Source organism: Actinomadura viridis (assembly GCF_015751755.1).
Taxonomy (GTDB): domain Bacteria; phylum Actinomycetota; class Actinomycetes; order Streptosporangiales; family Streptosporangiaceae; genus Spirillospora; species Spirillospora viridis.
In genome coordinates this window covers 2,983,082-3,008,749 of record NZ_JADOUA010000001.1, presented here as the reverse complement: position 1 = coordinate 3,008,749, position 25,668 = coordinate 2,983,082, and the positions used below count along the sequence as shown (strand labels likewise).

Sequence of the window (25,668 nt, the reverse complement as noted above, 5' to 3'; positions counted from 1 at the left end):
CCGCGAGCGCCCGGCCGTCCGGTCGCCGTCCCCGTGTCCCTCCCCCGTCCGCGCCGCGCGGCCACCTGGAGCATGCCGATGAGTTCCCCGACCGAGATCGAGATCGCCGTCGCCGCCGGAGCGGCCCTGGGCGAGGGGCCGACCTGGGACCCGGCCGCGGGAAGGCTGCTGTGGGTGGACATCCTCGGCGCCGAGGTGCACGCCTACGACCCGGCGACGGGCCGGGACACCGTCCTGCTGAACACCGGGCAGCACGTGGGCGCCGCCAAGCCGCGCGCGGGCGGCGGCATCGTGGCCAACCTGCGCGACGGCGTGGGCCTGTACGAGCCCGGCGGCGCGTTCCGCTGGCTGGCGGAGCTGCCCGAGGACGGCCGCCGGGGCAACGACGCGGCCGTGGGTCCGGACGGCGCGCTCTGGGCGGGCAGCATGAGCTACGACGCGCGGCCCGGCGGGGGCGCCCTGCGCCGCGTACGGCCCGGCGGGCAGGTCACGGTGATCCTGGACGACGTGACGATCGGCAACGGCATCGCCTGGAGCCCGGACGAGCGGCTGATGTACTACGTCGACACCCCGACCGGCCGGGTCGACGTCTTCGACTGGGACCCCGCCACGGCCACGCCCCGCGGCCGCCGGGTCTTCGCGGAGATCCCCCCTCCGGGCGAACCCGACGGGCTGACCGTCGACGCCGAAGGCCGCGTGTGGGTCGCGGTCTGGGGCGGGGGGCGGGTGGTCTGCCACGCTCCGTCCGGGGCGGTGGACCGCGTCATCGAGGTCCCCGCGCCCCAGACCACCGCGTGCGCGTTCGGCGGGCCGGACCTGCGCGACCTCTACATCACCACCGCCGCGGTGAACACCCCGCCCGGCGGGGAGCACGCCGGGTCCCTGCTGGTGGTCCCCGGCGCCGGGCAGGGCCTGCCCGCTCCGGCCTTCCCCGGCTGACGCCGGGCCGCCGCGGCGGGCACGCTCCGTAAGGGTGAACTCACAGCGCCGCGTCGCACGTGTGCAGATTCCTTGCCCCGCTCCTAACGGGCGCGTAATCGGCCGGCAATCGCTCAACGTTGTGCTTCTGGGGTCATACGACCTTGTCCGGTGGTCTGAGTGATCCGAGGAGCCCGCATGAGCGTTTACGAGTCGATCGGCGGAGAGCCTGCCCTGGTGGCGGTGGTGGACGACTTCTACGTGCGCGTTCTGGCCGACCCCGAGCTGAGCCCGTTCTTCGTGGGCGTCAACCTGAACAAGCTCAAGGGCCGCCAGGTCGAGTTCTTCGGCCAGGCGCTCGGCGGGCCGATGGAGTACCGGGGCGCCACCATGAAGGACGTGCACCGCGGCCGCGGCATCGAGCAGAAGCACTTCGACAAGGTCGCCGGGCACCTGGTGGCGTCGCTGGCCGCGGCGGGCGTCCCGGAGGAGACCATCGGCCAGATCGCCTCCGTGGTGCTGCCGCTCGCCGACGACATCGTGGCCGGCAAGGTCGCCGCCACCGACTGAGCCCCGCCTGGCCCCGCCGGACGTCCGCCGGCACGCCCGCTCCGGTCGTGCGGCGGACGTTCCCGTGTCCCGGGGCGGCCACCCGCCCCGGACTCCGCGCGCGGCCGGGAATGCCCCGGCATACTCGGGGGTTTCCCGGAAAGATCGCCAAGGAGGTAGCGGGTGCTGGACACGGGGTTGTTCGAGCAGGTCGGCGAGGTGGTCCGGGGGGCGGCCCCCCGGGGCCCGGGAGAGCCGCGCCTCCTGGTCCGCCGGACCGGCGTGAAGGTCTGGTACGGGTCCCCCGACACGGCCCGCGAGCACTACGAGGCGCAGGTCATCGACGCCGCCATCGCGCCCGGCGCCCGCGCGTACGCCGTGGAGATCGGCTTCCACGCCGAGTACCCCAAGGAGTCCGACAACGACGCGGCGCTCGGGCGGCTGCGGGCCCGCGAGGACCGCTGGCGGCCGGCCCTGGGCGAGGACGCGGTCGCCGGGCCCTTCCTGGGCCGCGACTCCTGGCGGCGGGTCTCGGAGACCTGGCTCGACCCCGACCTGGACGACCCCGACCTCGCGTTCGACATCGGCGTGCGGCTGGTCGATTACCTGCGGATCCTGGAACCGCACCGCGCCACCTGAGCACACCGCCCCGCGCCGCCCGGCCGCGTCCGGATCGCCCGCACCGCCCGGCCGCGCCCGGATGGGCCGGCCGGTGACGCGGTCAGGCCGACAGGGTGCCGTCGTGGCCGGCCCGCTCCTCGTCCTCGTCCGCGCCGCACAACGCGGCCAGCTCGTTCAGCGAGATCTCCAGCTCGGCGGCCAGCGCCGCCACGGTGAAGAAGGCCGGGGTCGGCGCCCGGCCGGTCTCGATCTTGCGCAGCGTCTCGGCCGACAGCCCCGCCGCCGCGGCCACCTCCACCATGCTGCGCGGGCCACGGGCATCGCGCAGCAGCGCGCCGAGCCGTTCCCCGCGCCGTCGCTCCGCCGGGGTCAAGGGGGTTCTCACCATGACTGTGATACTAATACCGGTATAGTAATTGGACAACCGGGAGTGACGGGCATGGTCGAGATCAAGACTCCGGCGGCGGTGGACGCGATGCGCGAGGCCGGGCGGATCGTGGGGCGGGCGCTGGCCGCCGTCGAGAAGGCCGCGGGCGTCGGCGTGAGCCTGCGGGAACTGGACGAGGTGGCGCGGGAGGTGCTGGAGGAGGCCGGGGCGACCTCGCCCTTCCTCGGCTACCTGCCGTCCTTCGCGCCCGTCCCGTTCCCGGCGGTCATCTGCGCCTCGGTCAACGACGCCATCGTGCACGGCGTCCCCGGCGACCGGCGTCTCCGCGACGGCGACCTGGTCAGCATCGACTGCGGCGCCACGCTCGACGGCTGGACGGGCGACGCCGCCATCACCTTCCCGGTGGGCACGCCCCGCCCGGACGACCTCGAACTGATCGCCCAGACCCGGCGGGCCCTGGACGCGGGGATCGCCGCCGCGCTCGCCGGCGGCCGTCTCGGCGACATCTCCCACGCCATCGGCGCCGTCGCCGCCGCGGGCGGTTACGGCATGCCCGCCGACTTCGGCGGCCACGGCATCGGCCGCAGCATGCACGAGGACCCGCACGTCGCCAACCGGGGCCGCCCCGGCCGCGGCTTCCCCCTCCGCCCCGGCCTGACCCTCGCCCTGGAGCCGATGTTCCTGGCCGGCGGGCGGGACCAGTATCGGGTCGGGCCGGACGGGTGGACGCTCTTCACCACCGACGGCAGCCGGGCGGCCCACATCGAGCACACCATCGCCGTCACCGAGGACGGCCCCCGCATCCTCACCCTGCCCTGATCGGGGCTCCGCCCGTCCTCACGTCCCCGCCCGGCGGAACAGGCGGGCGCCCGCGAAGAGGCAGAGCACGGCCAGGGCTACGGTCACGGCGGCGCCGCCCGCGACGGCTCCGCCGGCGTAGTGCCCGAGGAACGCCTCGCGGACGGCGTCGACGGTGTAGCGGAACGGCACGGCGCGCGAGACGGCGTCCAGCCAGGCAGGCCCCAGGCTCATCGGCAGCAGCACGCCCGACAGCAGCATCAGCGGCAGCATCGCGGTGTTGGTGATGGCCGCGAACTCGGGCGTGGAGCCGACGTTCATCGCGAGGCCATAGGAGAGGGCCGACAGCGCCGCCGCGAGCACGGCCACGAAGGCGAACCCGATCAGGACGCCGAGCACGGGGGCGCGCAGCCCGAAGGCCAGCCCGAGCAGCACGAGCAGGGCGGACTGCGCCAGCAGCTGGACGACGTCACGCAGGACCCTGCCGAGCAGGAGCGCCTGCGGATGCATGGACGTCACACGCATCCGGTCGATGACGCCGAGATGGCGGTCCATCATGATGCCGAGGCCCACGAAGGAGCCGCCCAGCAGGGCGAGCTGGACGAGCAGGCCGGGGACGAGGGTCTGCCACGAGGACCGTCCGTCCCCCAGGCTGAGGCCGGTCAGCAGCGGGCCGAACAGCGCGAGGAAGAGCAGCGGCTGGAGCATGCCGAAGAGCATGTTCGTCTTGGAGCGCAGCGTGGCCCGGAGTTGGCGGCCGAAGATGACGCCGGTGTCGGCGAGCAGGTGAGGCATCGGAGTTCCGTTATCGGTCGAGATCAGGTCGGTCGGGGCCGGGTCGGTCGGGGTCGGGGTCGGGGCGCGGGGGGTCAGGCACGCCGGGTCAGATAGCGGCGGGTCAGATGGCGACGGGTCAGATGGCGACGGGCTCGGGGTCGTCCGGCAGGCAGCGTCCGGTGACGGCGAGGAAGGCGTCCAGCAGGCTCGCCGCGGGATCGCCCGCGTAGCGGCTCTTGAGGTCGGCGGGCGATCCCTCGGCCACGACGGTCCCGGCGTCCACGACCACGACACGGTCGGCCAGGGCGTCGGCCTCGTCGAGAAGGTGCGTGGTGAGGAAGACCGTGGTGCCGTTCTCCGCGCGGATCCGGCGGACCAGGTCCCACAGGTCCGAGCGGCTGCCGGGGTCCAGCCCGGTGGTCGGTTCGTCGAGGAAGAGCACCTCGGGACGGTTGACCAGGCCGAGCGCGATCTCCACGCGGCGGCGCTGGCCGCCCGACAGCGCCGCGGTCGGGCGGTCCAGGAGCGCGGTCAGGTCCAGTTCCCCGGCCAGCTCCTCCGCGCGGTGCCGCGCCGCGGCCCTGGACAGCCGGTGCAGGCGCCCCTGGGTGACCAGCTCCTCCCGGACGTCGCAGGCGGGGTCCAGGCCGCCGGACTGGGCCACGTACCCGATCCTCCGGCGCACCCCGGCGGGATCGCCGAGCAGGTCGTGGCCCGCGACCACGGCCTCGCCGCCGGTGGGCGGCAGCAGCGTGGTGAGCATGCGCAGGGTCGTGGTCTTCCCCGCGCCGTTCGGGCCGAGGAAGCCGAGGATCTCGCCGCGGCCGACCGTCAGGTCGATGCCGCGGACGGCGTGCACGGGACCGCTCTTGAGCGTGAACGTCCGGGTCAGCGCCCGGGTCTGTATGGCGGGTGACGGCATGCCGGGATGAAACCATAATCGACTGCAAAGTTGCAATCGACTTAAACTTTGCAGGGCGGTTAGACTGCCGCGCATGGCGGAAGGGCTGCGGGAGCGCAAGAAGCGGCGGACACGGCGGCACATCTCCGAGGTGGCCACCGGACTGTTCGTGGAGCGCGGCTTCGCCGAGGTGACCATCGCGGAGGTCGCCGAGGCCGCGGAGGTGTCGGTCAACACGGTCTACAACCACTTCCGGTCCAAGGAGGACCTGGTCCTCCCGCCCGACGAGGCGTCCTCCCGGCGGCTCGCCGACATCGTCCGGGAACGCCCGCCGGGCGAGACCGCGGCGCGGGCGGTCCTGGCCCGCCTGCGCGAGGAGGTGCGGAGGCGCGACCGCGCCGTGGGCCTGGCCGAGGGCTTCGGGCGGGTCTTCGAGATGATGCGCGGCGCGCCCACACTGATCGCGCGGCTGGAGGACCTGGCCGAGCAGATGACCGCCGCGCTCGCCGAGGTCCTCGCCGAGGAGACCGGGTCCGCACCGGACGACCCGCTCCCCCGGCTCGTCGCCGGCCAGATCGGCTGGTGCCACGCCCAGGTGTTCGGCGAGATCGGCAGGCGCATCACCGCCGGCGAGGATCCCGGCGCCATCGCCGAGGGCGTGCTGCGGCTCCTGGACGTCATCGAGGAACTGCTCGGCGAGCGCGTCCTGGAGTACGCCCCGCGCGCCGCCGGCTGAACGGCCGGCCCGGAAACCGGGTCCGGCGGGGTACAAAAGCGGGATGAGCAAAGACGGCAAGGCGGGCAGGCTACCCCGCAAGCCCTACGAGCGCGAGCTGCTGCGATTGCAGGGCGAGCTGGTGAAGCTTCAGGAGTGGGTGCGCGCCGAGGGTGCCAGGGTCGTCGTGGTGTTCGAGGGACGGGACGCCGCGGGCAAGGGCGGCGCCATCAAGCGGGTCTCCCAGTACCTCAACCCCCGCCTCGCGCGGATCGCGGCACTGCCGGCCCCCACGGAACGCGAGCGGTCACAGTGGTACTTCCAGCGTTATGTCGGGCACCTTCCCTCCGGCGGGGAGATGGTGCTGTTCGACCGCTCCTGGTACAACCGGGCCGGCGTCGAACGCGTCATGGGCTTCTGCACCGAGCAGGAGTACCGGCGCTTCCTGCACCAGTGCCCGACCTTCGAACGCCTCCTGGTCGAGGACGGCATCCTGCTGCGCAAGTACTGGTTCTCCATCAGCGACTCCGAGCAGCAACGGCGCTTCCAGGACCGGCTGGCCGACCCGATGCGGCGCTGGAAGCTCTCCCCGATGGACCTGGAGTCGATCACCCACTGGGAGGACTACTCGCGGGCCAAGGACGACATGTTCGTCCACACCGACATCCCCGAGGCGCCCTGGTACGTGGTGGAGGGCGACGACAAGCGGCGGGCGCGGATCAACATGATCGCGCACCTGCTCTCCACCATCCCGTACCAGGACGTCGCCACCCCGTCCCTGGAGCTGCCGCCCCGGCCGCCTTCGAAGGGGTACCGGCGGCCCTCGCGCGACACGCAGAACTACGTTCCCGACCACTCGGCCACCCTCGTCCGGTGACCCCCGCAAGGGCTCGCGCGGGGCCGCGCGGAGCCGCACGGCCCGCGCGGCCGGGGCCCGGCGCACCTTGACTGTTGGACGGCGAGTTGGATATCACAAGAGGTTACTTACGAGTAAGAACCGTCGGCCTCGGGAGGCACCGTGAGCGAGCGACCGGGAACCGGGGTCGTGCACATGCCGGACGTCCTCTGGGGGACCCTGCCTCCCGAGGTGGTCGGCCCGCTCCACCCGTCCGCGGACGACGTCGCGCACGAGATGATCGACTCGATCCGGCGGCGCATCCCCGAGTACGCGCGCCCGCTCGGCAGCAACTACGGCCGGAAGATGTGGCACGCCGTCCGCCGCGCCGTCGGCGACTTCCTGGTGATCGTCTCGAGCCCGGACGCCTCCTGGGAGCCGCTGCGCGAGATCTACGCGGAGATCGGCGCGTACGAGGCGCGTAAGGGCCGAAGCCTGGAGGGCCTGCAGACGGCGATGCGGCTGTGCGGCCAGGTCGCCGCCCGCCGGTTCACCAAGGAGGCGGCACGGCTGGACTGGCCGCACGAGACGCTGGGGCGGCTGATCGAGGCGCTGTTCGCCTACCTGGACGCGATCTCCGAAGCGGCCACCGGCGGCTACGCCCGCGTCCACGACCGGCCGGGCAGCCAGCGCGAGCACCTGCGGGCCCGGCTGCACGCCATGCTGACCGCGGACGGGCCGGCGGACCGGGTCGCGATCACCCAGCTCGCGCGCTCCAGCGGATGGGGGCCGCCGTCCACGATCGCGGTCGTGGCGGTGCGGCGGCGGGACGACCGGCCCCCGCCCCTGCTTCCTCCGCCGGTCCTGGCCGACTGGCACAGCCAGGCGCCCTCGCTGGTCGTGCCCGACGCCGACCGGCCGGGGCACCGCGACCTGCTCGCCGGGCTGGGCGACCTGCCGGCCGCGGTCGGCCCCACGGTCGACCTGTCGCGCGGCGGCGTCTCGCTGCACTGGGCGCGCCGGGCCCTGGAGCTGGCCGAGGCAGGGAAGATCCCCGGCGGCGGCGTGATCCGCTGCGTCGACCATCTGCCCACGCTCGTCGCCTCCGCCGGGCTCGACCTGGTCGAGGCCGCGATCCCGCAGCGGCTGGCGCCGCTGATGGAGCTCAACCCGAACCAGCGGCGGCGCCTCGTCTCCACCCTGCTCACGTACCTGGAGAACGGGCGGAACGCCGCCGCCGCGGCCCAGCGCCTCAACGTCCACACCCAGACGGTGCGCTACCGCCTCTCCAGCCTGGAGGACCTCTTCTCCGGCGAGCTCAACGCCCCCGAGCGCCACCTGGAGCTGCTCATCCTCCTGCACACGTGGCAGCACCTGCTCGAGCCTCCGGCCGAGTGACCCGGCGACCGGCCGCAGCATGTCCGGCTGGTCGCCTTGATCCGGCTGGTCTAGCCTGACCTGCACGTACCGGGTTTCGGCGGAAGGGTCCGCGGATGAACAGAACCGAGCTCGTCGAGGCGGTGGCGGAACGGGCGGGCAGCGACCACGCGGAGGCCCGCCGCCATGTGGACGCGGTGTTCGACGCCATCATCGACGGCGTCGCGGCGGGTGAACGGATCCTGGTGACGGGGTTCGGCACCTTCGACCGGGTCGCCCGGCCCGCCCGCACCGCCCGCAACCCCCGTACCGGGCAGGCCGTCGAGGTGCCGGCCGCCGACGTGCCGCGGTTCCGGATCGGCCAGACCTTCCGCCGGCGGGTCGCTCAGGGCGGGGCCGCCGTCGCCGCCCCGCCGACTCCAGAGGCCCCGGAGGTCCCGGAGGTCCCGGAGGTCACCGAGAGCCTGGACGTGGCCGCAGCGACGGAGACCGTGACGGCCGAGGTCGTCGCCCCGCCCGCCCTCAAGAAGGGGAGGAAGGGGAAGAAGAAGGCGGCCACCGCCAAGAAGGCCCGCAAGGAGGCCGCCGGAGCCAAGCCCGGCAGGGCCGCCGAGACCTCGAAGCCCGACAAGGCCGCCTCCAAGACCACCAAGGCCGTAGAGGCCGTGAAGACCAAGCCCGCCAAGACCTCTAAGACCCCTAAGACCTCTAAGACCTCTAAGACCTCTAAGGCGGCCGGGCCCGCCAAGGCCGTGAAGCCCGGCAAGAAGACCGCCAAGAAGGGCGGCTCGGGCAAGAAGGCGGCCAAGACCCGCTGAGCGGCGGGGGGCGGCACCGGCACGTTCCGGTCGCCGCCCTCCGACCTCGCCGACACGCCTCCCTCCCACTCCCCTCTGCTCCCCTCCCCTGTGGCACGGCTCAGGCCGTCGCCCTCCCTTCCGTACGCCTTCGCGGGCCCGCGCACGTACGCGCCGCCCGTTCTTCCGTGCTGCGCATGGTTCTTCTTCCGTTCAGGTCTTGACCTCACGTATTTTCGGGCGTAAACAAAGGGGAACTCACGCAAACGGGAGGGAAACAACATGCTGGCCGAGGAGCGGCGGACGGTCCGCGCATGATCGTCACGGTGACCCTCAACCCGAGCCTGGACCGGACGATGGAGGTGGACGTGCTGGCCCGGGGCCAGGTGATCCGCGCGCGGTCGGCGCGGCTGGACCCGGGCGGCAAGGGTGTGAACGTCACCCGCGCGCTGCTCGCGGGCCGGGTCCCGTCCGTCGCGGTGGTCCCGGTCGGCGGGCCCGAGGGCGACCGGCTGCGGCAGCTGCTGCTGGCCGAGGGGCTGACCGTGCGCGCCGTCCCGGTGGCCGGGCACACCCGCTCCAACGTGACCGTCGCCGAGCCGGGCGGGGTCGCCACCAAGCTCAACGAGCCCGGCGCCCGGCTCTCGCACGGCGAGCTGGCCGAGGTGGCCAGGGTGGTGGCCGCCGAGTCCGCCGGGGCCGGCTGGGTGGCGGGCTGCGGCAGCCTTCCCCCCGGCGTGCCGGACGACATCTACGCCCAGCTGTGCCGGCGCCTCGCGCCGGCCGGGATCCGGGTGGCGGTGGACTCCAGCGGTCCCGCGCTGCTGGCCGCCCTCGCCGCCGGGCCCGACCTGGTCAAGCCGAACCGCGAGGAGCTGGCCGAGGCCGTCGGGTCCCCGGTCGGCCGGCTGGCCGACGTCGTGGCGGCGGCCCGCCAGCTGCGCGCCCGCGGCGCCCGGAGCGTCCTGGTGAGCCTGGGCGCGGACGGCGCGGTGCTGGTGGACGACGACGGCGTCATCGCGGGCGACGCCCCGGTCGAGAACCCCAAGAGCACGGTGGGCGCCGGCGACGCGCTCCTCGCCGGGTTCCTGGCCGCCGGCGCGCGCGGGCCCCGGGCGCTCGCCGAGGCCCTGGCGTGGGGGGCCGCGGCCGTCCGCCTCCCGGCCAGCCGGATGCCGAGGCGGCCCGACATCCGCCGCGACATCGTCCGCATCCACGCACGGCCCGACCTCGACCAGCGGCTCATGACCTGATCCCCAGAGCCGCTCCCCCGTCCCTACCGAACCGCACCGCCCTACCCCCTCACCCCCCCCAGATCTCAGGAGGCCGCGATGGCCACTGCGTACACCACCCCTCCACCGCCCGGAGACGGCTTCAGGGCCCGCGTCCAGCGCATGGGCGGCCACCTGGCCGGCATGGTGATGCCCAACATCGGCGCGTTCATCGCCTGGGGCCTGATCACCGCGCTGTTCATCCCCACCGGCTGGCTGCCGAACAAGGAGCTGGCCGAGCTGGGCGACCCGATGATCAAGATCCTGCTGCCCCTGCTCATCGGCTACACCGGTGGCCGGATGGTGCACGGGCAGCGCGGCGCGGTCGTCGGCGCGGTCGCCACCATCGGGCTGGTGGCCGGCGCCGACATCCCGATGTTCCTGGGCGCGATGATCATCGGTCCGCTGGCCGCGTACCTGATGAAGCTGTTCGACGGCCTGATCGAGGGCCGGGTCAGGCCCGGGTTCGAGATGCTGGTGGACAACTTCTCGGCCGGCATCCTGGCCGCCGCGATGGCGATCGCCGGCAAGGTGGCGATCGGCCCGGTGGTGCGCACCCTCACCGAGGCCGCCGGGGACGGGGTGGGCTGGCTGGTCGACCACGACGTGCTGCCGCTGACCTCGGTGCTGATCGAGCCGGCCAAGGTGCTGTTCCTCAACAACGCCATCAACCACGGCGTGCTGGGGCCGCTGGGCGTCCAGCAGGCCGCCGAGACCGGCAAGTCCATCCTGTTCATGCTGGAGTCCAACCCCGGTCCCGGGCTCGGCGTGCTGCTCGCGTACACGTTCTTCGGCCCCCGCCGGCTGCGGCCCAGCACCCCCGCCGCCATGATCATCCACTTCTTCGGCGGCATCCACGAGATCTACTTCCCGTACATCCTGATGAAGCCGCGGATGATCCTGGCCGCCATCGCCGGCGGCGCCACCGGGGTGGCCATCTTCCTGGCCTCCGGAACCGGCCTGGTCGCCGCCCCCTCCCCCGGCAGCATCTTCGCCTACCTCGCCCAGACGCCCCGCGGCACGGGCAACTGGATCGGCGTCTACTCCGGGATGCTCGCCTCGATCGCCGTGTCGTTCGCCGTGGGCGCGGCCCTCCTGGGCTTCGGCAGGCTCGCCGAGTCGCGCAAGGAGAAGGACGCTCCCGACGGCGACGCGACCGCGACCGCCGAAGACCCCGAGAACGCCGGCGACGGCACCACCCAGCAGCCGGCCGCGCGCTAGCGCCGCCGGACCCACCCCGGAACGGAGGCCCCATGGTCACCACGATCGACGCCAAGGACATCCGCAAGCTCGTCATCGCCTGCGACGCCGGCATGGGCAGCAGCGTCATGCTGGCCGGGCAGCTGCGCAAGGCGCTGAAGAAGCAGCCGGTCGAGGTCGCCCACACCCCGGTCGACTCCATCCCGCCGGACGCCGACGTGGTCGTCTGCCACCGCGGGCTCGCCGAACGGGCCCGCCGCGGCGCGCCGGACGCCGTGATCGTCCCGTTCGATGTCTACATCGGCGACCCCGCCGTGAACCAGGTCGTCGCGGCCATCAAGGACGGCGGTGTGCTGAGTGTCTGAGACCGGCCACGGCGCCGCGCGGCTGCTCGATCCCGCCGCGGTCCGCCTCGACGCCCGGGCGGAGGGGCGCGACGACGCCGTCCGGCAGTGCGGCCGGCTGTTGGTCGAGATCGGCGCGGTCCGGGAGGAGTACGTCCAGAGCATGCTGGACCGCGAACGCTCGATCTCCACCTACCTCGCCGAGGGCGTGGCCATCCCGCACGGGACGGCCGCGGGCAAGGACGCCGTGCTGCGCGACGCGCTCGCCGTCGTGCGGTTCCCCGACGGGGCCGACTGGAACGGCCAGACCGTCACCCTCGCCATCGCGATCGCCGCCCGCGGCGACGGGCATATCACCGTCCTCACCGAACTCGCGCAGATCCTGCTCGATCCCGAGCGGGCCCGGGGCCTGCGCGAGGCCACCACCGCCCACGACATCGCCCGGCTGCTCCGGCCGGCGGAACAGGAAACGCCCTGATGAAGGTCGCCCGCTTCCACGCCCCCGGGGACATCCGCCTGGAGGACGCCCCCGAGCCCGAGGCCGGCCCCGGCGAGCTGAAGATCCGCGTCCGGAACTGCTCCACCTGCGGCACCGACGTCAAGATCTCCCGCTTCGGCCACCACCACATCGTCCCGCCCCGCGTGATGGGGCACGAGATCGCCGGCGAGGTGGTGGCGGCCGGCCCGGGAGTGACCGGCTGGTCGCCCGGGGACCGGGTGCAGGTGATCGCCGCGATCCCGTGCGGGCGGTGCGCAGAGTGCTCGCGCGGCCGGATGACCGTCTGCGCCCGGCAGGAGTCGATGGGCTACCACTACGAGGGCGGCTTCGCCGAGTACCTGACGATCCCCGCCAAGGTGCTGGCCGTCGCGGGCGTGAACCGGGTGCCGGAGGGCGTCTCGTTCGCCGAGGCGTCGGTGGCCGAGCCGCTGGCCTGCGTGCTGAACGGCCAGGAGCTGGCGCGGGTCGGCGAGGGCGACGACGTGGTGGTGTTCGGCTCGGGCCCGATCGGCTGCCTGCACGTGCGGGTGGCGCGGGCCCGCGGGGCGGGCCGGGTGTTCCTGGTCGAGCTGAACCGGGACCGGCTGCACCGGGCCGCCGAGCTGGTCAAGCCGGACGCGGCGATCCTGGCGTCGGACACCGACCCGGTCGAGGCGGTCAAGGACCTCACCGGCGGGCGGGGCGCCGACGTGATCATCACCGCGGCGGCGGCGCACACCCCGCAGACCCAGGCGCTGTGGATGGCCGCGCCGGGCGGGCGGATCAGCTTCTTCGGGGGCCTGCCCAAGGACGACCCGGTCATCTCCTGCGACTCCAACCAGGTGCACTACCGCGAGCTGACGATCGTCGGCGCCAACGGCTCCAGCCCCGCGCACAACGCCCGCGCGCTGCGGCTGATCGGCTCGGGCGAGGTGCCCGTGCAGGACCTCATCACCCACCGGATCCCGCTGGAACGCGTCCACGACGCCCTCGACCTCGTCGCCCGCGGCGAGGCGATCAAGGTGACCGTGGAGCCCTAGCCAGGTCGTCCCGACCTCACCCGAAAGCAGGGAGAAACATGCCCGAACGCACCGTCGTCGTCGGCTCGGCGCAGGGCCTGCACGCCCGGCCGGCCCAGATCTTCGTCCGGGAGGCCGCCCGGCAGCCCGTGCCGGTCCTCATCAGCGCCGGCGGCCGGGATCCGGTGCCGGCCGCCAGCATCCTCGCCGTCCTGGCACTGGGCGCCGGCCCCGGCGCCCGGGTGACCCTGAGCGCCGAGGGCGAGGAGGCCGACCGGGTGCTGGACGAGCTGGCCGGGCTCCTCGCGCGTGACCTGGACGCCGAGGAGCCCGATCCCGCCTGACCCGCCGCCGTGCGGCTCCGTGCGGCTCCGTGCGGCTCCGTGCGGCTCCGGCGGCGTGACCGGCGGGACTGTACGACAATGGTCACCGTCATGACGACGTTCAGAGCAGGTGAACCCACCCCCATGTACGCCGAGGAACGGCAGCAGGCCATCCTCTCGCGGGCCCGCGCCAACGGCCGGGTCGACGTGGTGGCGCTGGCCGAGGAGTTCTCGGTCACGACCGAGACGATCCGGCGCGACCTGACCGCGCTGGAGCGCGCGGGCACGCTGCGCCGGGTGCACGGCGGGGCCATCCCGGTGGAACGGCTGGGCTTCGAGCCCGCGCTGGCGGCCAGGGACGCGGTGCTGACCGAGGAGAAGGAGCGGATCGCCAAGGCGGCGCTGGCCGAGCTGCCCGACGAGGGCTCGGTGATCATCGATGCCGGGACCACCACCGCCCGGCTGGTGCAGCTGCTGCCCGCCGACCGCGAGCTGACCGTGATCGTCAACTCGCCGCCGCACGCCACGGCCCTGGCCGCCCGGTCCAACCTGACCGTGATCATGCTGGGCGGCCGGGTCCGGGCCCGCACCCTGGCCACCGTGGACGACTGGGTGCTGCGCCCGCTGGCCGACCTGTGGGTGGACGTGGCGTTCATGGCCACCAACGGCTGCTCGGCCGCGCACGGGCTGACCACCTCCGACCAGGCGGAGGCCGCGGTCAAGCGGGCGATGATCGCCTCGTCCCGGCGGCGGGTGCTGCTGACCGACCGCACCAAGATCGGGAACGACAACCTGGTGCGGTTCGCGGCGCTGTCGGAGATCGACGTGCTGATCACCGACACCGGGCTGGACACCGAGGCGGCCGCCGAGCTGGCCGCCGCCGGGCCGGAGGTGATCCGCGCCTGAGCTCGGCCGTCAGGCGGCGGCCGGCACCGCCCTGACCCAGGTGCGGTCGGCGGTCAGGTAGGCGTCCAGGGCCAGGCCGGCGTCCGCGAGCACCCGGTCCAGCCGCGCGTCGTCCAGCCGCCGGACGGTGAACGAGTGCGTCCAGACGCGCCCGTCCAGCCGGTACTCGGCCGTGGCCGACAGCAGGCCGGGCCCGGGGCGGGTCACCTCCCGCAGGGCCGTCGCCGCGTCCGCGGGCCCTCCCCCTTCGAGGGAACGGGGAGGATCGTCGAACCATCCGGGCGCGTGCCGCTGCAGGATCACCGTCCCGCCCGGCCGGACGTGCCGGCGGCAGGTCCGCAGCATCCGGTCGCACAGGCCGTCGTCCGGGACGTTCACCAGGTGCGAGGCCATGAGCACGGCGTCGAACGCGCGGCCGAGGCTGAGGTCCTCGATGGTCTCGCACACGGTCACGACGTCGCGGACGCGGGCCAGCATCTCCGGGGACTCGTCCACGGCCACCACATGGTGGCCGCGGGCGTGCAGCTCGTGCGCGGTCCGGCCGGCGCCGGCGCCCAGCTCCAGGATCGCCGCCCCGGCGGGAACGGCGGCGTCCACGATGTCGGCGTCCGGGCCGGGGCCGAGCGCCGCGTACAGCTCGACGGCCGAGCCGTCCGGCGCGATCGGCCCCGGTCCGGTCCCCGACGCCCATGATCGTTGCGGCATCATCAATCTCCATGGTGGCTAGCCGTGACCGGTCCTCCACGGAGAGGATAGTGGCGGTGATCGACTCCTTACTTGCCGTCGTCGACGACCTCGGCGTCGACCACGTCGTCATCGTCGCCCCGCGCCCGGTCGCCCGCAGCGTCCCCCTCGGGGGCCGCGGGACCCGCGCCCTGGCCGTCCTGCGCGTAGATCGCCGAGCCGACCTTCTGGCTGACCTGGGCGAGCTTCTCGGTGCCGTTGCGGATGGCGTCGATGTCGGTGCCGTCCAGTGCCTTCTTCAGGTCGGCGACGGCCTCCTCCACCTCGGTCCTGACGTCGGCGGGGACCTTGTCCTCGTTCTCCTTGAGGAACTTCTCGGTGGAGTAGGCCAGGCCGTCGGCCTGGTTGCGGACCTCGGCCTCCTCCTTGCGGCGGCGGTCCTCCTCCGCGTACTGCTCCGCCTCCCGGACCATCTTCTCGATGTCGTCCTTGGGCAGCGCGCCACCGCCGGTGATGGTGACCGACTGGCTGCGCCCCGTCCCCTGGTCGACGGCCGAGACGTTGACGATCCCGTCGGCGTCGATGTCGAAGGTCACCTCGATCTGCGGAACCCCGCGCGGCGCCGGCGCGATCCCGTCCAGCACGAACGTGCCCAGCTTCTTGTTGTACGCGGCGATCTCACGCTCGCCCTGGAACACCTGGATCCCCACCGACGGCTGGTTGTCACTGGCCGTCGAGAACGACTCCGACCGCTTGGTCGGGATCGTGGTGTTCCGCTCGATGATCTTCGTGAAGATGCCGCCCTTGGTCTCGATGCCCAGGCTCAGCGGCGTCACGTCCAGCAGCAGGACGTCCTTCACCTCACCCTTGAGAACACCCGCCTGCAGCGACGCACCGATCGCCACCACCTCGTCGGGGTTGACGCCCTTGTTGGGCTCCTTGCCCCCCGTCAGCTCCTTCACCAGCTCCGACACCGCCGGCATGCGGGTCGAGCCACCGACCAGCACGACCTGGTCGATCTCGCCCACGCCGATCTTGGCGTCCTTGAGGACCTGCTGGAACGGGCCCTTGGTGCGCTCCAGGAGGTCGGCGGTCAGCCGCTGGAACTCGGCCCGGGTGAGCTTCTCGTCCAGGTGCAGCGGGCCTTCGGAGGAGGCGGTGATGTAGGGCAGGTTGATCTGCGTCTCCGAGGAGGACGACAGCTCGATCTTGGCCTTCTCCGCGGCCTCCCGCAGCCGCTGCAGCGCCATCTTGTCCTTGGCCAGGTCGACGCCGTTGGCGTTCTTGAACCGCTCCACCAGCCAGTCCACGACCTTGCTGTCCCAGTCGTCGCCGCCCAGGTGGTTGTCGCCGGAGGTCGCCTTGACCTCCACGACCCCCTCCCCCACCTCCAGCAGCGACACGTCGAACGTACCGCCGCCCAGGTCGAACACCAGGATGGTGGCCTCGTTCTCCTTCTCCAGGTGGTACGCCAGCGCCGCCGAGGTCGGCTCGTTGATGATCCGCAGGACGTTCAGCCCCGCGATCTGCCCGGCCTCCTTGGTCGCCTGCCGCTGGTGATCGGAGAAGTAGGCCGGGACGGTGATGACCGCGTCGGTCACCTTCTCGCCCAGGTAGGACTCGGCGTCCCGCTTGAGCTTCTGCAGCACGAACGCGCTGATCTGCTGCGGGGTGAAGTCCTTGCCGTCGATCGAGGTCTTCCAGTCGGTGCCCATCTCACGCTTCACCGACCGGATGGTGCGGTCCACATTCGTCACCGCCTGGCGCTTGGCGACCTCGCCGACCAGCACCTCACCGTTCTTCGCGAACGCCACGACAGACGGCGTCGTCCGCGACCCCTCCGCATTGGCGATCACCGTGGGCTCCCCGCCCTCCAGGATCGCCACCACCGAGTTGGTCGTCCCCAGGTCGATACCGACCGCACGTGCCATGAGCGCCTCCTCCGCCACCGTTGGATCCGCCGGGACGCGATCAACACGCAGCCTAGTTGAGCCGCTCTCGCGCAAGATTGGACCCGGCAGACGTCAGACTGCACGATGCCCGTTCCAACGTCAAATAGTTGAGCCCTAGTGACTCACCTTTACTCAGCGCCGCTGCGGTGCGCCGACCGGGCCGGGCAGCACGGCGCGTTGACTTGCGGCAAGTCACACCCCGGGGCCGCCTAGGGCGACAACCCGCGGCAAGTCAACGAGGGTCACGGTGTGCCGGGCGGTGTACCGGGCGCGCCCGCACGGGACGTGAGGCGCAGGGCCGCGGGGGCGTGCGCGGGGACGGCCGGGTCACGTGGGGCGACCGGTTCGAGGCGGCGGTAGGGCGATCCCGGCTCGGGCCGCGGGTCCGGCTCGCCACGGTTGGGCCAGAACGCCATCGCGCGCTCCGCCTGCGCGGTGATCGTGAGCGACGGGTTGACGCCGAGATTGGCGGTGACCGCCGAGCCGTCGACGATGTGCAGGCCGGGGTGGCCGAACACGCGGTGGTAGGGGTCGATCACGCCGGTCTCCGGGGAGTCCCCGATGACGCAGCCGCCGATGAAATGCGCGGTGGTCGGGATGTCGAAGAGATCGAACCACGTGCCGCCAGCGGTGGCGCCGAGCTCCTCGGCCAGCATGCGCGTGGCGTCGTGGCCGATCGGGATCCAGGTGGGGTTGGGGTCTCCGGTGCCCTGCCGGGCCGTCAGGAGCCGCCGGCCGAGCAGGCCGCGCCGGCCCCGGACCGTGAGGGAGTTGTCGTGCGTCTGCATGACCAGCGCGATGATGGTCCGCTTGGCCCAGTCCTTCAGCGACAGGCCGCGGAGGATGACGGTGGGGTGCCGGACGCTCTGGCCGAGGAACTTCGCCCAGCGCGGCAGGCGTCCGCCGCCGTCGATGAGGAGCGTGCGGATGGCGCCCATCGCGTTCCCGTTGATCCCGTACCGGGTCGGCTCGATGTGCGTGTTCGCGTCGGGGTGGAACGAGGAGGTGATGGCCAGGCCCGTGCTGTGGTCGGGATCCCCCGGGCGGTGCCAGACGGTCATGCGTTCCACGCCGAGCAGCGCCTCGGAGTTGGTGCGGGTCAGCTCGCCCAGGCGGTCCGACAGGTGCGGCAGGCGGCCCTGGGCGCGCATGCCGTGCAGCAGGGTCTGGGTGCCGTACGTTCCCGCCGCGAGGACGACCTGCCCGGCGGTGAGCCGCCGGGACCTGCGCGGGAGGGCGCCCGTCCGCGCGATCCCGACCTCGTACCCGCCGCCGTCGCGGGGGGTCACGGCCTTCACCGTGCTGTCCGGCAGGATCGTGACGCCCCTGCGCTCGGCCAGGTACAGGTAGTTCTTGGTGAGGTCGTTCTTGGCGTTCCGGCGGCAGCCGACCATGCAGGAGCCGCAGGCCACGCAGGCGTTGCGCCGCGGCCCGGCGCCGCCGAAGTAGGGGTCGTCGGCCTCCTGGCCCGGGGCGGTCCCGCCGTCGCCGAAGAAGACCCCGACCGGGGTCGGGTGCCAGGTGTGTCCGGCGCCCATGCGCTCCGCCACCCTGCGCACCGCGACGTCCGCGGGGGTGATGAGCGGGTTGGCCGTGACGCCCAGCATCCGCCGCGCCTGGTCGTAGAACGGGGCGAGTTCGTCCTGCCAGTCGGTGATGTGGCCCCACTGGCGGTCGGTGAAGAACGGCCGGGGCGGCACGTAGAGGGTGTTGGCGTAGACCAGCGACCCGCCGCCGACCCCCGCGCCGGCCAGCACGAGGACCTTGGCCTCGCCGCGGACGAGATGGAACCGCTGGATCCCGCGCAGCCCGAGCCGGGGCATCCAGACGTACCTGCGCAGCCGCCAGTTGCTCTTGGGCAGGGAGTCCTCGTCGAAGCGGCGGCCGGCCTCCAGGACCGCCACCCGGTAGCCCTTCTCGGCCAGCCGCAGCGCCGCCACGCTGCCGCCGAAGCCCGACCCGACCACGATCACGTCATAGTCATGGTCGTGGTCGCGGTCATCGTCGTGGTGGTCGCCGTCCGTACCCGCCATGGGCCCGTCGCCTCCTCTCCCCCGAGGATCGGTGAACGACGACCGACTATCGGCCCCGGGCGGCCCGATCCGCAATGTCAGCGTGGCATCACTTCGTGACGGCTTTTGTCAGCGTGCTGACAACCGGGCGGGCGGCGCGGCTCAGTCCAGGGCCGACTCTTCGTACCAGCGGTACGGCACCGTCCAGTCCCACTCCGCCCGCGCCTCGTCCGCCTCGGGGACGGTGCCGTGGAAGGCGCATTCGGGGGCGAGGATCACGACGTGGCCGCGGCCGACCTGCTCGACCCAGATCGAACCCAGAACGACCACGCCCTTCGCTGCGGCGCGCACCAGCCGGACCGTCATGTCCACTCCTCCCGCGTCAAGGCGGATCTCCCAGGGGGCATCGACAGGTCAGATTCCCCTGATCTCCCCGGTCGATGCGTGCCCGTCCGCGAACGGCCCGCGCAGGACGGAGGCGGCGTGCCGCGCGCCGCCGGTGAGCCGGCCGATCTCCTCGCGGGCCAGGTCGTCGCGCACGGTCTCGGCGAGCAGGTCCCGGTACGCGGCGTTCCGCTCGGTGACGCGCCGCGCGGACTGCCATTCCCGGTAGGCGTCGTCGGTGTCGCGCGCCTGCCGGGCGTAGTCCTCCAGCGCCTCGACGCGCGCGGTGACGGAGCGCACCGACAGGTCGAGGGCGCGGCGCTGCGGCTCCAGCAGCCCGCGGACCCGCGGTGACGGCCGCTCGGGGCACCGCTCGCGGTGCTCCCGCCGCAGCCGGGTGTGCTCGGCCAGCGCGTGCGCGATCGCCCATTCCTGGCGGGGCAGCACGACCGTGTCGCGGACGGCGTCGAGCAGGCCGGCCCGGTGGGCCTCCGACCCCAGCACCGCGTCGGCGGCGCGTTGCGTCCGCACCAGCAGCCGGGCGGCGTCGGCGTCGAAGTCGCGGGGCAGCAGGTAGCGGCCGTGGTGGCGGCGGGCGGCCCGCGCGGCGTCGGGTTCGCGCAGGCGCCGCAGCGCCCCCACGGTCCAGCCGGTGAACCCGGCCGCGGCCAGCACCGCCGCCGCCTCGCCCGCCCCGGCCAGGAGCAGCGCGATCTGGGCCAGCGGCAGGAAGATCATCGCCAGCACGGCGGTGCGGCCCCAGCGGAAGACGCCGTCCAGCGGATCGTCCTCGTCGAGCGAGAGCAGGAAGAACGCCCGGATCCAGCCTCCGGGCAGCACCCCGTAGAAGAACGCCAGCAGCGGGATCCCCAGGGCCCGCGCGACGATCGTGCGGAGCCCCGGACGCGGCGCGGCGGGGGCCGGAAGGCTCGCGGGCACCAGCCGTTCGGGGGCCGCGGCCAGCAGCGCGCGTTCACGGCAGGGGATGTCGGGGTCGTACACGGTCCGGGGGTGTTCGTTGTCGGTCATGGGCACTCCCACAGCTTGCGCACCTGACAACCCGGTGACACTTCCGTCCCTATCACGCGCGTCCCAGGATCGGAACCGAGGCGTCACCCGGGTCGCCGCCCAGCCCCTCGCCCAGGGCGGTGCGGAGCGCGGCGGCGACCGCCGCGGGGGCGGGGCGCGGCAGGATCGCGGCCAGGTGGGCGTCCGGGCGGACCAGCCATGCCTCGCCCGGCCGGGCCCCGATCGCCCCGGCCACGCCGCCGCCGGGGTCGAGCACGCCCAGGTCGAGCAGGCGCAGCGGCGCGGCGGTGGCGGTACGGGCGGCGGCCAGGAGCGTCTCCGCCGGTGCCCCGCCGGGCGTCCCCGGGCGGCCCGGCGCCAGGAGCAGCGTGAAGCCGTCGCGGAGGACCTCGCGCAGCCGCGTGACGCCGGGGCGGCCCGGCACCGTGAACGGCGCGTCCGGAACGATCACGCCCGGCGCCGGCGGCTGCAGCGCGCCCTTGGGCGGGCGGCCGGCGGGCGGCCTGGTCGGCTCCGGGGTGGTCAGCGGCGAGCCGGTGTACCAGAACGGCTCGGCGAAGCGGCCCGAGTCGACGCCGGCCGGCGCCGCCTCCCCGCCCCCGCCGGGCCGCGGCGCCGCGGCCCGCTCCAGTGCGGCGGTGCGCCGTGCCCGCGCCCGCTCGTCGCGCGGGACGAGGAAACGCATGGTCGCGGTGGTCACGTCCAGGTTCTCCAGGGCCGCCGCGTGCCGTTCGAGGTGGTAGGTCTCCAGCAGTGCGGGCGGGGCCCAGCCGCGCGCCACGAACGCGATCTTCCAGGCGGCGTTCTCGGCGTCGGGCACCCCGGAGTTGAGGCCCCGGGCGCCGAACGGGGCGTACAGGTGGGCGCAGTCCCCCGCCAGCAGCACCCGTCCCGCCCGCATCCGGTCGGCGACCCGCGACTGGAAGCGGTAGACCGAGTGCCACACCAGCGTGTACGGCCGGTCCCCGATGATCTGCCGGACCCTGCGGTCGAGCCCGCCGTCCGCCTCCTCGGCGGCGAGGGAGAAGCCGGGCGGCACCTGCCAGTCGACGCGGTAGCGCGATCCCGGGCACGGGTGGATGAGCACCTGCCGGCCGGGGTTCCACGGCGGGTCGAAGTAGAAGCGGCGTTCACGTTCCCAGCCGGGGAGGTCGGCCTCCAGGTCGACGATGAGGAACCGGTCGTCGAAGCTCTCCCCGGGGAAGCCGACGCCGAGCGCGGCGCGGACGGCGCCGGACCGGCCGCCCGAGCACGCCACGACGTAGGAGGCCCTGATCCGCGCCGTCCCGCCGTCCGCGCGGCAGCGCACGGTCACGCCCGCGGGGTCCTGGTCGAGGCCGGTCACCTCGTGTCCCCAGCGGATCTCGATCAGGTCCGCGCGGGCGGCGGCGCACGCGTCCAGGATCAGCTCGGTCCGGGACTGGGAGATGTTCACGCACGCCGGGAGCGTGCCCGCCCCGGCGAAGCGCCAGGAGAACAGCTCCCGGTCGCGGTAGTAGGTGCGCGCCGTCGTCCAGGCGAGCCCCTCCTCGGCCACGGCGCCCGCGCCGGCGTGGCACCAGATGTCCAGGACGTCGCGCTGCTGGCAGATCGACCGGGAGCCCGCGGGCTCGCGGGCCGCGCGCCGTTCCAGGACGACCACCGGCAGGCCCCAGCGGGCCAGCAGCAGCGCGGCCGTCAGCCCCACCGGCCCGGCGCCGATCACCACCACGGGATCCATCGCGCCCCTCCGTCCCCGGCGGTCACCGCCTCAGTCCTGGAGTTCGGCCCAGACCTCGCGGTCGCGTTCGGCCGTCCAGATCCGGGGACGTTCGACGCCCTCCAGCTCGTCCCAGAGCCGGGCGACGTCGAACGGCAGGCAGTGTTCGAAGATCGGCCACCGGCCGTAGCGCGGCGCGAGCTCGGTGTGGACGGCGTCGAAGGCGTCCTTGAGGGTGCCGCCGCGCTCCCGGACCCGGCTCACCTCGGCGATCATCACCTCCAGGAACTCGCGGGTCTGCGCGATGGCGTCCCGTACCGCCTCCCGGCCGTGCGCGACGGCGCCGCGCCCGCCGACCAGCGTGCGGGCCCCGAACGAGGCGACGTGGTCGAGGGTGCCGGCGGCCCACTCGCGGTGGAAGGCGTCGCCGGTGTAGAGGGCGGCCTGGGTCTCCACGAGGTCGCCGGCGAACAGGATGTGCCGCCGGGGCAGCCAGGCCACGATGTCGCCCTCGGTGTGGCCGCGCCCGCAGTACGCCAGGTCGAGATCGCCGCGGTCGCCGCCGAGGTCGATGGTGAGGGTGCCGGAGAAGGTCACCGTCGGCCAGGTGAGCCCGGGGATGCCCGCGGGGTCCTTGAACAGCCGGGGCATCCGCGCGTACTCCGACTCCCAGTCCTGCCGGCCGCGCTCGGCGATCAGCGCGCGGGTGCGGTCGTGGGCGATGATCGTGGCGGCGCCGAACGCGCTCGCCCCCAGCGTGCGGACGGCGTGGTAGTGCGACAGCACCAGGTACCGGACGGGCTTGTCGGTGTGCTCCCGCAGCACCGCCAGCCAGTCGCGCGCGGCGGCGGGGGTGGCCAGGGCCTCGAAGCAGACCAGGAAGTCCTCGCCCTCGACGGCGCCGACGTTCGGGTCCCCCTCGGCGGTGAGCGCGTACACCCCGTCGGCGAGGACCTCCAGCGTCCGCTCCTTCTCGTCCAGATCGGCGGACGACGCGAACGGTCTGGGCATCGTTGCCCCCTCGCACTCGTGGATCACGGCTCACGCGCAGGGTTCATTCCACCGCACGGCACCCGATAACCCCGCGGAGGCGGGGACGCGAGCGCGTTCCCGGCCCGCTCCGGCCGTCCGCGCCGGTCGCCGCCCCGAGGGGTGAAAAAGATCTTGAAAGGGGAAAGGATGGCAGCGTAGCCGTACGCGCGCGCCGAGGGCGCGCGGAGGGAGCGTCGTGGCCGGGTGAACGTCGCGCTGGGCCTGCTGGCCGTCCTCGTGCTGACCGCGGCGACCGGATGGTTCGTCGCGCAGGAGTTCGCGTTCGTCACCGCGGACCGGCCGGAGCTGCGCCGGCGGGCCGGGGAGGGCGACCGGAACGCCGCGCGGGCGATCCGGGTGATGGAGCGGGTGTCGTTCATGCTGTCGGGCGCCCAGCTCGGCATCACCGTGACCGCCCTGGTCGTCGGGTTCATCGCCAAGCCGGCGCTGGCCGACCTGATCGCCCCGGTGCTGCGGGCGCTCGGGGTGCCGGCCGCGGCGACCGGCGGGATCGCGCTGGCGGCCGGGTTCGTGCTGGCCACGATCATCCAGATGGTGCTGGGCGAGCTGCTCCCCAAGAACCTGGCGCTGGCCCGGCCGGAGCCGCTGGCCCGGGCGCTGGCGCCGTCCACCCTGGTCTACCTCACGGTGGCCGGGCCGCTGATCCGGCTGTTCGACGCCTCGGCCAACCGCCTGCTGCGGGCGGCCGGGATCGAGCCGGTGGAGGAGCTGCACCACGGCGCGACGCTGGAGGAGCTGGGCCACATCATCGGCGAGTCCGGCGAGGAGCTGCAGGCGGGCCACGCGGACCTGCTGGAGCGCGCGCTGGTGTTCTCCGACCGTACGGCCGAGGAGGTCATGGTGCCGCGGGTGGACGTGGTCACCGTCCCGGCCACCACCCCGGCCGGCCGGATGAGCGAGGTCATCACCGCGCACGGGCACACCCGCTACCCGGTGGTCGGCACCGGCGTGGACGACGTCATCGGGGTGGTCGGGCTGGAGGAGCTGGTCCGGCTGGATCCCGGGAGGGCCGACCGGACCCCGGTGGGCGAGCTGGCCCGGCCGGCGCCGCTGCTTCCGGCCACGCTGCCGCTGCCCGAGGTGGTCGCCCGGCTGCGCGGCGAGGAGGGGTCCCTGGCCTGCGTGGTGGACGAGTACGGCGGTTTCGCGGGCCTGATCACCTGGGAGGACGTGGCCGAGGAGCTGGTCGGGGAGATCGCCGACGAGAACGAGGTGGGCGAGGACCTTGCCGTCCGCCGCGGCGAGTGGTGGACGACCGACGCCGGGCTGCGCGTGGACGAGGTCGAGCACGAGACCGGGATCGGCCTGCCCGAGGGCGACTACGAGACCGTCGCGGGGCTGCTGCTCGAACGGCTCGGCCGGGTCGCCGAGCCCGGCGACGTGGTCGCGGTGGACCTGCCCCCGCGGCGGCTCGGCGAGCCGGCGCGCCGGGCCGTGGTGGAGGTGCTGTCGGTGCACCGCCACGTCCCGGAGCTGATCCGGATCCGGGTCGCCGCCCCGGGGGCCGGGCAGGGAGCGGGACGGAGCGCGGGGCGGGGCGGGCGCCGGACCGCCCGGTCCGGCGGCGAGGAGGAGCGGTGAACCTCTCGGCCGGAGTGCCGGTCACGCTCGCGCTGCTGGCGGCCAACGGCTTCTTCGTCGCCTCCGAGTTCGCGCTGGTGGCGGCCAAGCGCCCGCGGCTGGAACGCGCGGCGGCACGGGGCAGCCGCACGGCCGCGTCGGCGGTGGCGGGGATCGGCGAGCTGTCGCTGATGCTGGCGGGCGCCCAGCTCGGCATCACCATGTGCTCGCTGGGACTGGGCCTGGTGTCCGAGCCGCTGATCGCCGAGACCCTGGCCCCGCTGTTCCGCGACGCCGGCCTGCCCGGCGGCGCCGCGCACGCGGTCGCGTTCGTGCTGGCGCTGGGGGTGGTGACCTTCCTGCACATGGTGGTCGGCGAGATGGTGCCCAAGTCGTGGGCGATCATCCGGCCGGAGCGGTCCGCGATGCTCCTGGCGGTGCCGTTCCGGGCGTTCGCCGGAGCGGTCCGCCCGGTGCTGGCCGCGCTGAACGCCACCACGAACCTGCTGCTGCGGGCGCTGGGCGTCCCGCCGCGCGACGCGATGAGCGTGTCGCGCACGCCCGAGCAGCTGCGCAGCCTGGCGCTGGAGTCGCGGCGGCTCGGCCTGATCGGGGAGACCGACCTGCACCTGCTCACCGCCGCGCTGGACGCGCCGCGGACGCCGCTGGCGGGGCTGGTCGTCCCGGTCGCCGACATCGTCGCCGTCGCCCCCTCGGCCACCCCCCGGGAGATCATCGAGACGGCGGCCCGGAGCGGCCTTCTGCGCCTGATGCTGCGCGGCGCCGGGGCGGGAGAGCCGCCGCGGATGGTGCACGTCCGGGACGCCTACCTGGCGCGGGCGCGCGGGCGCCGCACCCCGGCCCGCGACCTGGCGCACCCGGTTCCCGTCCTGCGGGCCGGCACTCCGGTGGCCGAGGCGGTGACGACCCTGCGCGCCCACCACAGCCATCTCGGCCTGGTCGAGCAGGCCGACGGCCGGATCGCCGGGCTCATCAACCTGGACGACCTGCTCACCACGCTGCTCAGCCCGGCCTGAACCCTCGTCAACCAAGGTTGACACCCGGAGGCTGTCAACCT

The 25,668-nt window shown here is 73.9% G+C and carries 27 protein-coding genes; 17 read left to right on the top strand and 10 right to left on the bottom strand.

The window, feature by feature from the left end:
• Nucleotides 1–78: 78 nt before the first annotated feature.
• The 3 genes from IW256_RS13515 to IW256_RS13505 all read left to right on the top strand — a co-directional run bounded on the left by IW256_RS13515 (nucleotide 79) and on the right by IW256_RS13505 (nucleotide 2,106).
• A complete protein-coding gene (locus tag IW256_RS13515) occupies nucleotides 79–939 on the top strand; it encodes an SMP-30/gluconolactonase/LRE family protein (RefSeq protein WP_197011292.1) in 861 nt (286 codons plus the stop codon).
• 177 nt (nucleotides 940–1,116) lie between these two features.
• The gene (locus IW256_RS13510; RefSeq protein WP_197011291.1) at nucleotides 1,117–1,488 is read left to right on the top strand and encodes a group I truncated hemoglobin; all 372 of its coding nucleotides are present in this window, start codon (nucleotides 1,117–1,119) and stop codon (nucleotides 1,486–1,488) included.
• Nucleotides 1,489–1,650: 162 nt separating this feature from the next.
• Complete coding sequence (locus tag IW256_RS13505; protein ID WP_197011290.1) at nucleotides 1,651–2,106, top strand: hypothetical protein; 456 nt, start codon at nucleotides 1,651–1,653, stop codon at nucleotides 2,104–2,106.
• Between the two features lie 82 nt (nucleotides 2,107–2,188).
• Here IW256_RS13505 and IW256_RS13500 read toward each other — a convergent pair whose 3' ends face one another.
• Nucleotides 2,189–2,476, bottom strand: coding sequence for a helix-turn-helix domain-containing protein (locus tag IW256_RS13500; RefSeq protein ID WP_197011289.1), 288 nt, complete (start codon nucleotides 2,474–2,476; stop codon nucleotides 2,189–2,191).
• Between the two features lie 51 nt (nucleotides 2,477–2,527).
• On the opposite strand from IW256_RS13500, the gene map reads away from it, so the two are divergent.
• Nucleotides 2,528–3,295 carry a type I methionyl aminopeptidase gene (gene map / locus IW256_RS13495; RefSeq protein WP_197011288.1) on the top strand — a complete coding sequence of 256 codons (768 nt, stop codon included), beginning with the start codon at nucleotides 2,528–2,530 and terminating at the stop codon, nucleotides 3,293–3,295.
• Between the two features lie 18 nt (nucleotides 3,296–3,313).
• On the opposite strand, the gene IW256_RS13490 is transcribed toward map, so the two are convergent.
• Together IW256_RS13490 and IW256_RS13485 are read right to left on the bottom strand one after the other, a co-directional pair.
• On the bottom strand, nucleotides 3,314–4,069 hold the full coding sequence (locus tag IW256_RS13490) for an ABC transporter permease (RefSeq protein WP_197011287.1): 756 nt from the start codon (nucleotides 4,067–4,069) through the stop codon (nucleotides 3,314–3,316).
• Nucleotides 4,070–4,187: 118 nt separating this feature from the next.
• Complete coding sequence (locus tag IW256_RS13485; RefSeq protein ID WP_231403766.1) at nucleotides 4,188–4,973, bottom strand: ABC transporter ATP-binding protein; 786 nt, start codon at nucleotides 4,971–4,973, stop codon at nucleotides 4,188–4,190.
• Nucleotides 4,974–5,046: 73 nt separating this feature from the next.
• On the opposite strand from IW256_RS13485, the gene IW256_RS13480 reads away from it, so the two are divergent.
• From IW256_RS13480 to IW256_RS13430, 11 genes are all read left to right on the top strand, one after another.
• The gene (locus tag IW256_RS13480; RefSeq protein ID WP_197011286.1) at nucleotides 5,047–5,688 is read left to right on the top strand and encodes a TetR/AcrR family transcriptional regulator; all 642 of its coding nucleotides are present in this window, start codon (nucleotides 5,047–5,049) and stop codon (nucleotides 5,686–5,688) included.
• A gap of 43 nt (nucleotides 5,689–5,731) precedes the next feature.
• Nucleotides 5,732–6,544 carry a polyphosphate kinase 2 gene (gene ppk2 / locus IW256_RS13475; protein WP_197011285.1) on the top strand — a complete coding sequence of 271 codons (813 nt, stop codon included), beginning with the start codon at nucleotides 5,732–5,734 and terminating at the stop codon, nucleotides 6,542–6,544.
• 141 nt (nucleotides 6,545–6,685) lie between these two features.
• Nucleotides 6,686–7,900 carry a PucR-like N-terminal domain-containing protein gene (locus IW256_RS13470; protein ID WP_307828882.1) on the top strand — a complete coding sequence of 405 codons (1,215 nt, stop codon included), beginning with the start codon at nucleotides 6,686–6,688 and terminating at the stop codon, nucleotides 7,898–7,900.
• A gap of 95 nt (nucleotides 7,901–7,995) precedes the next feature.
• On the top strand, nucleotides 7,996–8,697 hold the full coding sequence (locus tag IW256_RS42190) for an HU family DNA-binding protein (protein ID WP_197011284.1): 702 nt from the start codon (nucleotides 7,996–7,998) through the stop codon (nucleotides 8,695–8,697).
• Nucleotides 8,698–8,990: 293 nt separating this feature from the next.
• Nucleotides 8,991–9,929: a 1-phosphofructokinase gene (gene pfkB / locus IW256_RS13460; RefSeq protein ID WP_197011283.1), complete on the top strand. Its 939-nt coding sequence runs from the start codon at nucleotides 8,991–8,993 to the stop codon at nucleotides 9,927–9,929.
• Between the two features lie 78 nt (nucleotides 9,930–10,007).
• Nucleotides 10,008–11,168 carry a mannitol-specific PTS transporter subunit IIC gene (gene mtlA / locus IW256_RS13455; RefSeq protein ID WP_197011282.1) on the top strand — a complete coding sequence of 387 codons (1,161 nt, stop codon included), beginning with the start codon at nucleotides 10,008–10,010 and terminating at the stop codon, nucleotides 11,166–11,168.
• Between the two features lie 32 nt (nucleotides 11,169–11,200).
• Nucleotides 11,201–11,512: a PTS lactose transporter subunit IIB gene (locus tag IW256_RS13450; RefSeq protein WP_197011281.1), complete on the top strand. Its 312-nt coding sequence runs from the start codon at nucleotides 11,201–11,203 to the stop codon at nucleotides 11,510–11,512.
• A complete protein-coding gene (locus tag IW256_RS13445; RefSeq protein WP_307828881.1) occupies nucleotides 11,505–11,969 on the top strand; it encodes a PTS mannitol transporter subunit IIA in 465 nt (154 codons plus the stop codon). The genes IW256_RS13450 and IW256_RS13445 overlap by 8 nt, the downstream gene beginning before the upstream one ends.
• Entirely contained in the window at nucleotides 11,969–13,009 is a 1,041-nt protein-coding gene (locus tag IW256_RS13440; RefSeq protein ID WP_197011280.1) for a zinc-dependent dehydrogenase, read from the top strand. The genes IW256_RS13445 and IW256_RS13440 overlap by 1 nt, the downstream gene beginning before the upstream one ends.
• Nucleotides 13,010–13,047: 38 nt before the next feature.
• Nucleotides 13,048–13,332: an HPr family phosphocarrier protein gene (locus IW256_RS13435; RefSeq protein ID WP_197011279.1), complete on the top strand. Its 285-nt coding sequence runs from the start codon at nucleotides 13,048–13,050 to the stop codon at nucleotides 13,330–13,332.
• A gap of 123 nt (nucleotides 13,333–13,455) precedes the next feature.
• Nucleotides 13,456–14,217 carry a DeoR/GlpR family DNA-binding transcription regulator gene (locus IW256_RS13430; protein ID WP_197016295.1) on the top strand — a complete coding sequence of 254 codons (762 nt, stop codon included), beginning with the start codon at nucleotides 13,456–13,458 and terminating at the stop codon, nucleotides 14,215–14,217.
• Between the two features lie 9 nt (nucleotides 14,218–14,226).
• Here IW256_RS13430 and IW256_RS13425 read toward each other — a convergent pair whose 3' ends face one another.
• The 7 genes from IW256_RS13425 to IW256_RS13395 all read right to left on the bottom strand — a co-directional run bounded on the left by IW256_RS13425 (nucleotide 14,227) and on the right by IW256_RS13395 (nucleotide 22,988).
• Nucleotides 14,227–14,922, bottom strand: coding sequence for a class I SAM-dependent methyltransferase (locus tag IW256_RS13425; RefSeq protein ID WP_197011278.1), 696 nt, complete (start codon nucleotides 14,920–14,922; stop codon nucleotides 14,227–14,229).
• 68 nt (nucleotides 14,923–14,990) lie between these two features.
• Complete coding sequence (gene dnaK / locus IW256_RS13420) at nucleotides 14,991–16,832, bottom strand: molecular chaperone DnaK (protein ID WP_197011277.1); 1,842 nt, start codon at nucleotides 16,830–16,832, stop codon at nucleotides 14,991–14,993.
• A gap of 263 nt (nucleotides 16,833–17,095) precedes the next feature.
• Complete coding sequence (locus IW256_RS13415; protein ID WP_197011276.1) at nucleotides 17,096–18,886, bottom strand: GMC oxidoreductase; 1,791 nt, start codon at nucleotides 18,884–18,886, stop codon at nucleotides 17,096–17,098.
• Nucleotides 18,887–19,027: 141 nt separating this feature from the next.
• Nucleotides 19,028–19,231, bottom strand: coding sequence for a hypothetical protein (locus tag IW256_RS13410; RefSeq protein ID WP_197011275.1), 204 nt, complete (start codon nucleotides 19,229–19,231; stop codon nucleotides 19,028–19,030).
• Between the two features lie 48 nt (nucleotides 19,232–19,279).
• Nucleotides 19,280–20,278, bottom strand: a complete 999-nt coding sequence (locus IW256_RS13405; RefSeq protein ID WP_197011274.1) for a hypothetical protein — start codon at nucleotides 20,276–20,278, stop codon at nucleotides 19,280–19,282.
• Between the two features lie 52 nt (nucleotides 20,279–20,330).
• Nucleotides 20,331–21,998 carry an FAD-dependent monooxygenase gene (locus IW256_RS13400; RefSeq protein ID WP_197011273.1) on the bottom strand — a complete coding sequence of 556 codons (1,668 nt, stop codon included), beginning with the start codon at nucleotides 21,996–21,998 and terminating at the stop codon, nucleotides 20,331–20,333.
• A 30-nt stretch (nucleotides 21,999–22,028) separates the two neighbouring features.
• Entirely contained in the window at nucleotides 22,029–22,988 is a 960-nt protein-coding gene (locus tag IW256_RS13395) for an MBL fold metallo-hydrolase (protein ID WP_197011272.1), read from the bottom strand.
• Between the two features lie 225 nt (nucleotides 22,989–23,213).
• Here IW256_RS13395 and IW256_RS13390 point away from each other — a divergent pair, with 225 nt between their 5' ends.
• Both IW256_RS13390 and IW256_RS13385 read left to right on the top strand, forming a co-directional pair.
• Nucleotides 23,214–24,611, top strand: coding sequence for a hemolysin family protein (locus IW256_RS13390; RefSeq protein WP_197011271.1), 1,398 nt, complete (start codon nucleotides 23,214–23,216; stop codon nucleotides 24,609–24,611).
• The gene (locus tag IW256_RS13385; protein WP_197011270.1) at nucleotides 24,608–25,627 is read left to right on the top strand and encodes a hemolysin family protein; all 1,020 of its coding nucleotides are present in this window, start codon (nucleotides 24,608–24,610) and stop codon (nucleotides 25,625–25,627) included. The genes IW256_RS13390 and IW256_RS13385 overlap by 4 nt, the downstream gene beginning before the upstream one ends.
• Nucleotides 25,628–25,668 lie beyond the last annotated feature (41 nt).

Bases quoted from the DNA above. Each gene is read 5' to 3' on its own strand.
- IW256_RS13425 (WP_197011278.1), bottom strand. From the start codon at position 14,922: ATGCCGCAACGATCATGGGCGTCGGGGACCGGACCGGGGCCGATCGCG.
- IW256_RS13430 (WP_197016295.1), top strand. From the start codon at position 13,456: ATGTACGCCGAGGAACGGCAGCAGGCCATCCTCTCGCGGGCCCGCGCC.
- IW256_RS13485 (WP_231403766.1), bottom strand. From the start codon at position 4,973: ATGCCGTCACCCGCCATACAGACCCGGGCGCTGACCCGGACGTTCACG.
- IW256_RS13515 (WP_197011292.1), top strand. From the start codon at position 79: ATGAGTTCCCCGACCGAGATCGAGATCGCCGTCGCCGCCGGAGCGGCC.
- IW256_RS13410 (WP_197011275.1), bottom strand. From the start codon at position 19,231: ATGACGGTCCGGCTGGTGCGCGCCGCAGCGAAGGGCGTGGTCGTTCTG.
- IW256_RS13450 (WP_197011281.1), top strand. From the start codon at position 11,201: ATGGTCACCACGATCGACGCCAAGGACATCCGCAAGCTCGTCATCGCC.
- pfkB (WP_197011283.1), top strand. From the start codon at position 8,991: ATGATCGTCACGGTGACCCTCAACCCGAGCCTGGACCGGACGATGGAG.
- IW256_RS13490 (WP_197011287.1), bottom strand. From the start codon at position 4,069: ATGCCTCACCTGCTCGCCGACACCGGCGTCATCTTCGGCCGCCAACTC.
- IW256_RS42190 (WP_197011284.1), top strand. From the start codon at position 7,996: ATGAACAGAACCGAGCTCGTCGAGGCGGTGGCGGAACGGGCGGGCAGC.
- IW256_RS13510 (WP_197011291.1), top strand. From the start codon at position 1,117: ATGAGCGTTTACGAGTCGATCGGCGGAGAGCCTGCCCTGGTGGCGGTG.
- ppk2 (WP_197011285.1), top strand. From the start codon at position 5,732: ATGAGCAAAGACGGCAAGGCGGGCAGGCTACCCCGCAAGCCCTACGAG.
- IW256_RS13440 (WP_197011280.1), top strand. From the start codon at position 11,969: ATGAAGGTCGCCCGCTTCCACGCCCCCGGGGACATCCGCCTGGAGGAC.
- IW256_RS13435 (WP_197011279.1), top strand. From the start codon at position 13,048: ATGCCCGAACGCACCGTCGTCGTCGGCTCGGCGCAGGGCCTGCACGCC.
- IW256_RS13415 (WP_197011276.1), bottom strand. From the start codon at position 18,886: ATGGCGGGTACGGACGGCGACCACCACGACGATGACCGCGACCACGAC.
- IW256_RS13500 (WP_197011289.1), bottom strand. From the start codon at position 2,476: ATGGTGAGAACCCCCTTGACCCCGGCGGAGCGACGGCGCGGGGAACGG.
- map (WP_197011288.1), top strand. From the start codon at position 2,528: ATGGTCGAGATCAAGACTCCGGCGGCGGTGGACGCGATGCGCGAGGCC.
- mtlA (WP_197011282.1), top strand. From the start codon at position 10,008: ATGGCCACTGCGTACACCACCCCTCCACCGCCCGGAGACGGCTTCAGG.
- dnaK (WP_197011277.1), bottom strand. From the start codon at position 16,832: ATGGCACGTGCGGTCGGTATCGACCTGGGGACGACCAACTCGGTGGTG.
- IW256_RS13480 (WP_197011286.1), top strand. From the start codon at position 5,047: ATGGCGGAAGGGCTGCGGGAGCGCAAGAAGCGGCGGACACGGCGGCAC.
- IW256_RS13400 (WP_197011273.1), bottom strand. From the start codon at position 21,998: ATGGATCCCGTGGTGGTGATCGGCGCCGGGCCGGTGGGGCTGACGGCC.
- IW256_RS13405 (WP_197011274.1), bottom strand. From the start codon at position 20,278: ATGACCGACAACGAACACCCCCGGACCGTGTACGACCCCGACATCCCC.
- IW256_RS13395 (WP_197011272.1), bottom strand. From the start codon at position 22,988: ATGCCCAGACCGTTCGCGTCGTCCGCCGATCTGGACGAGAAGGAGCGG.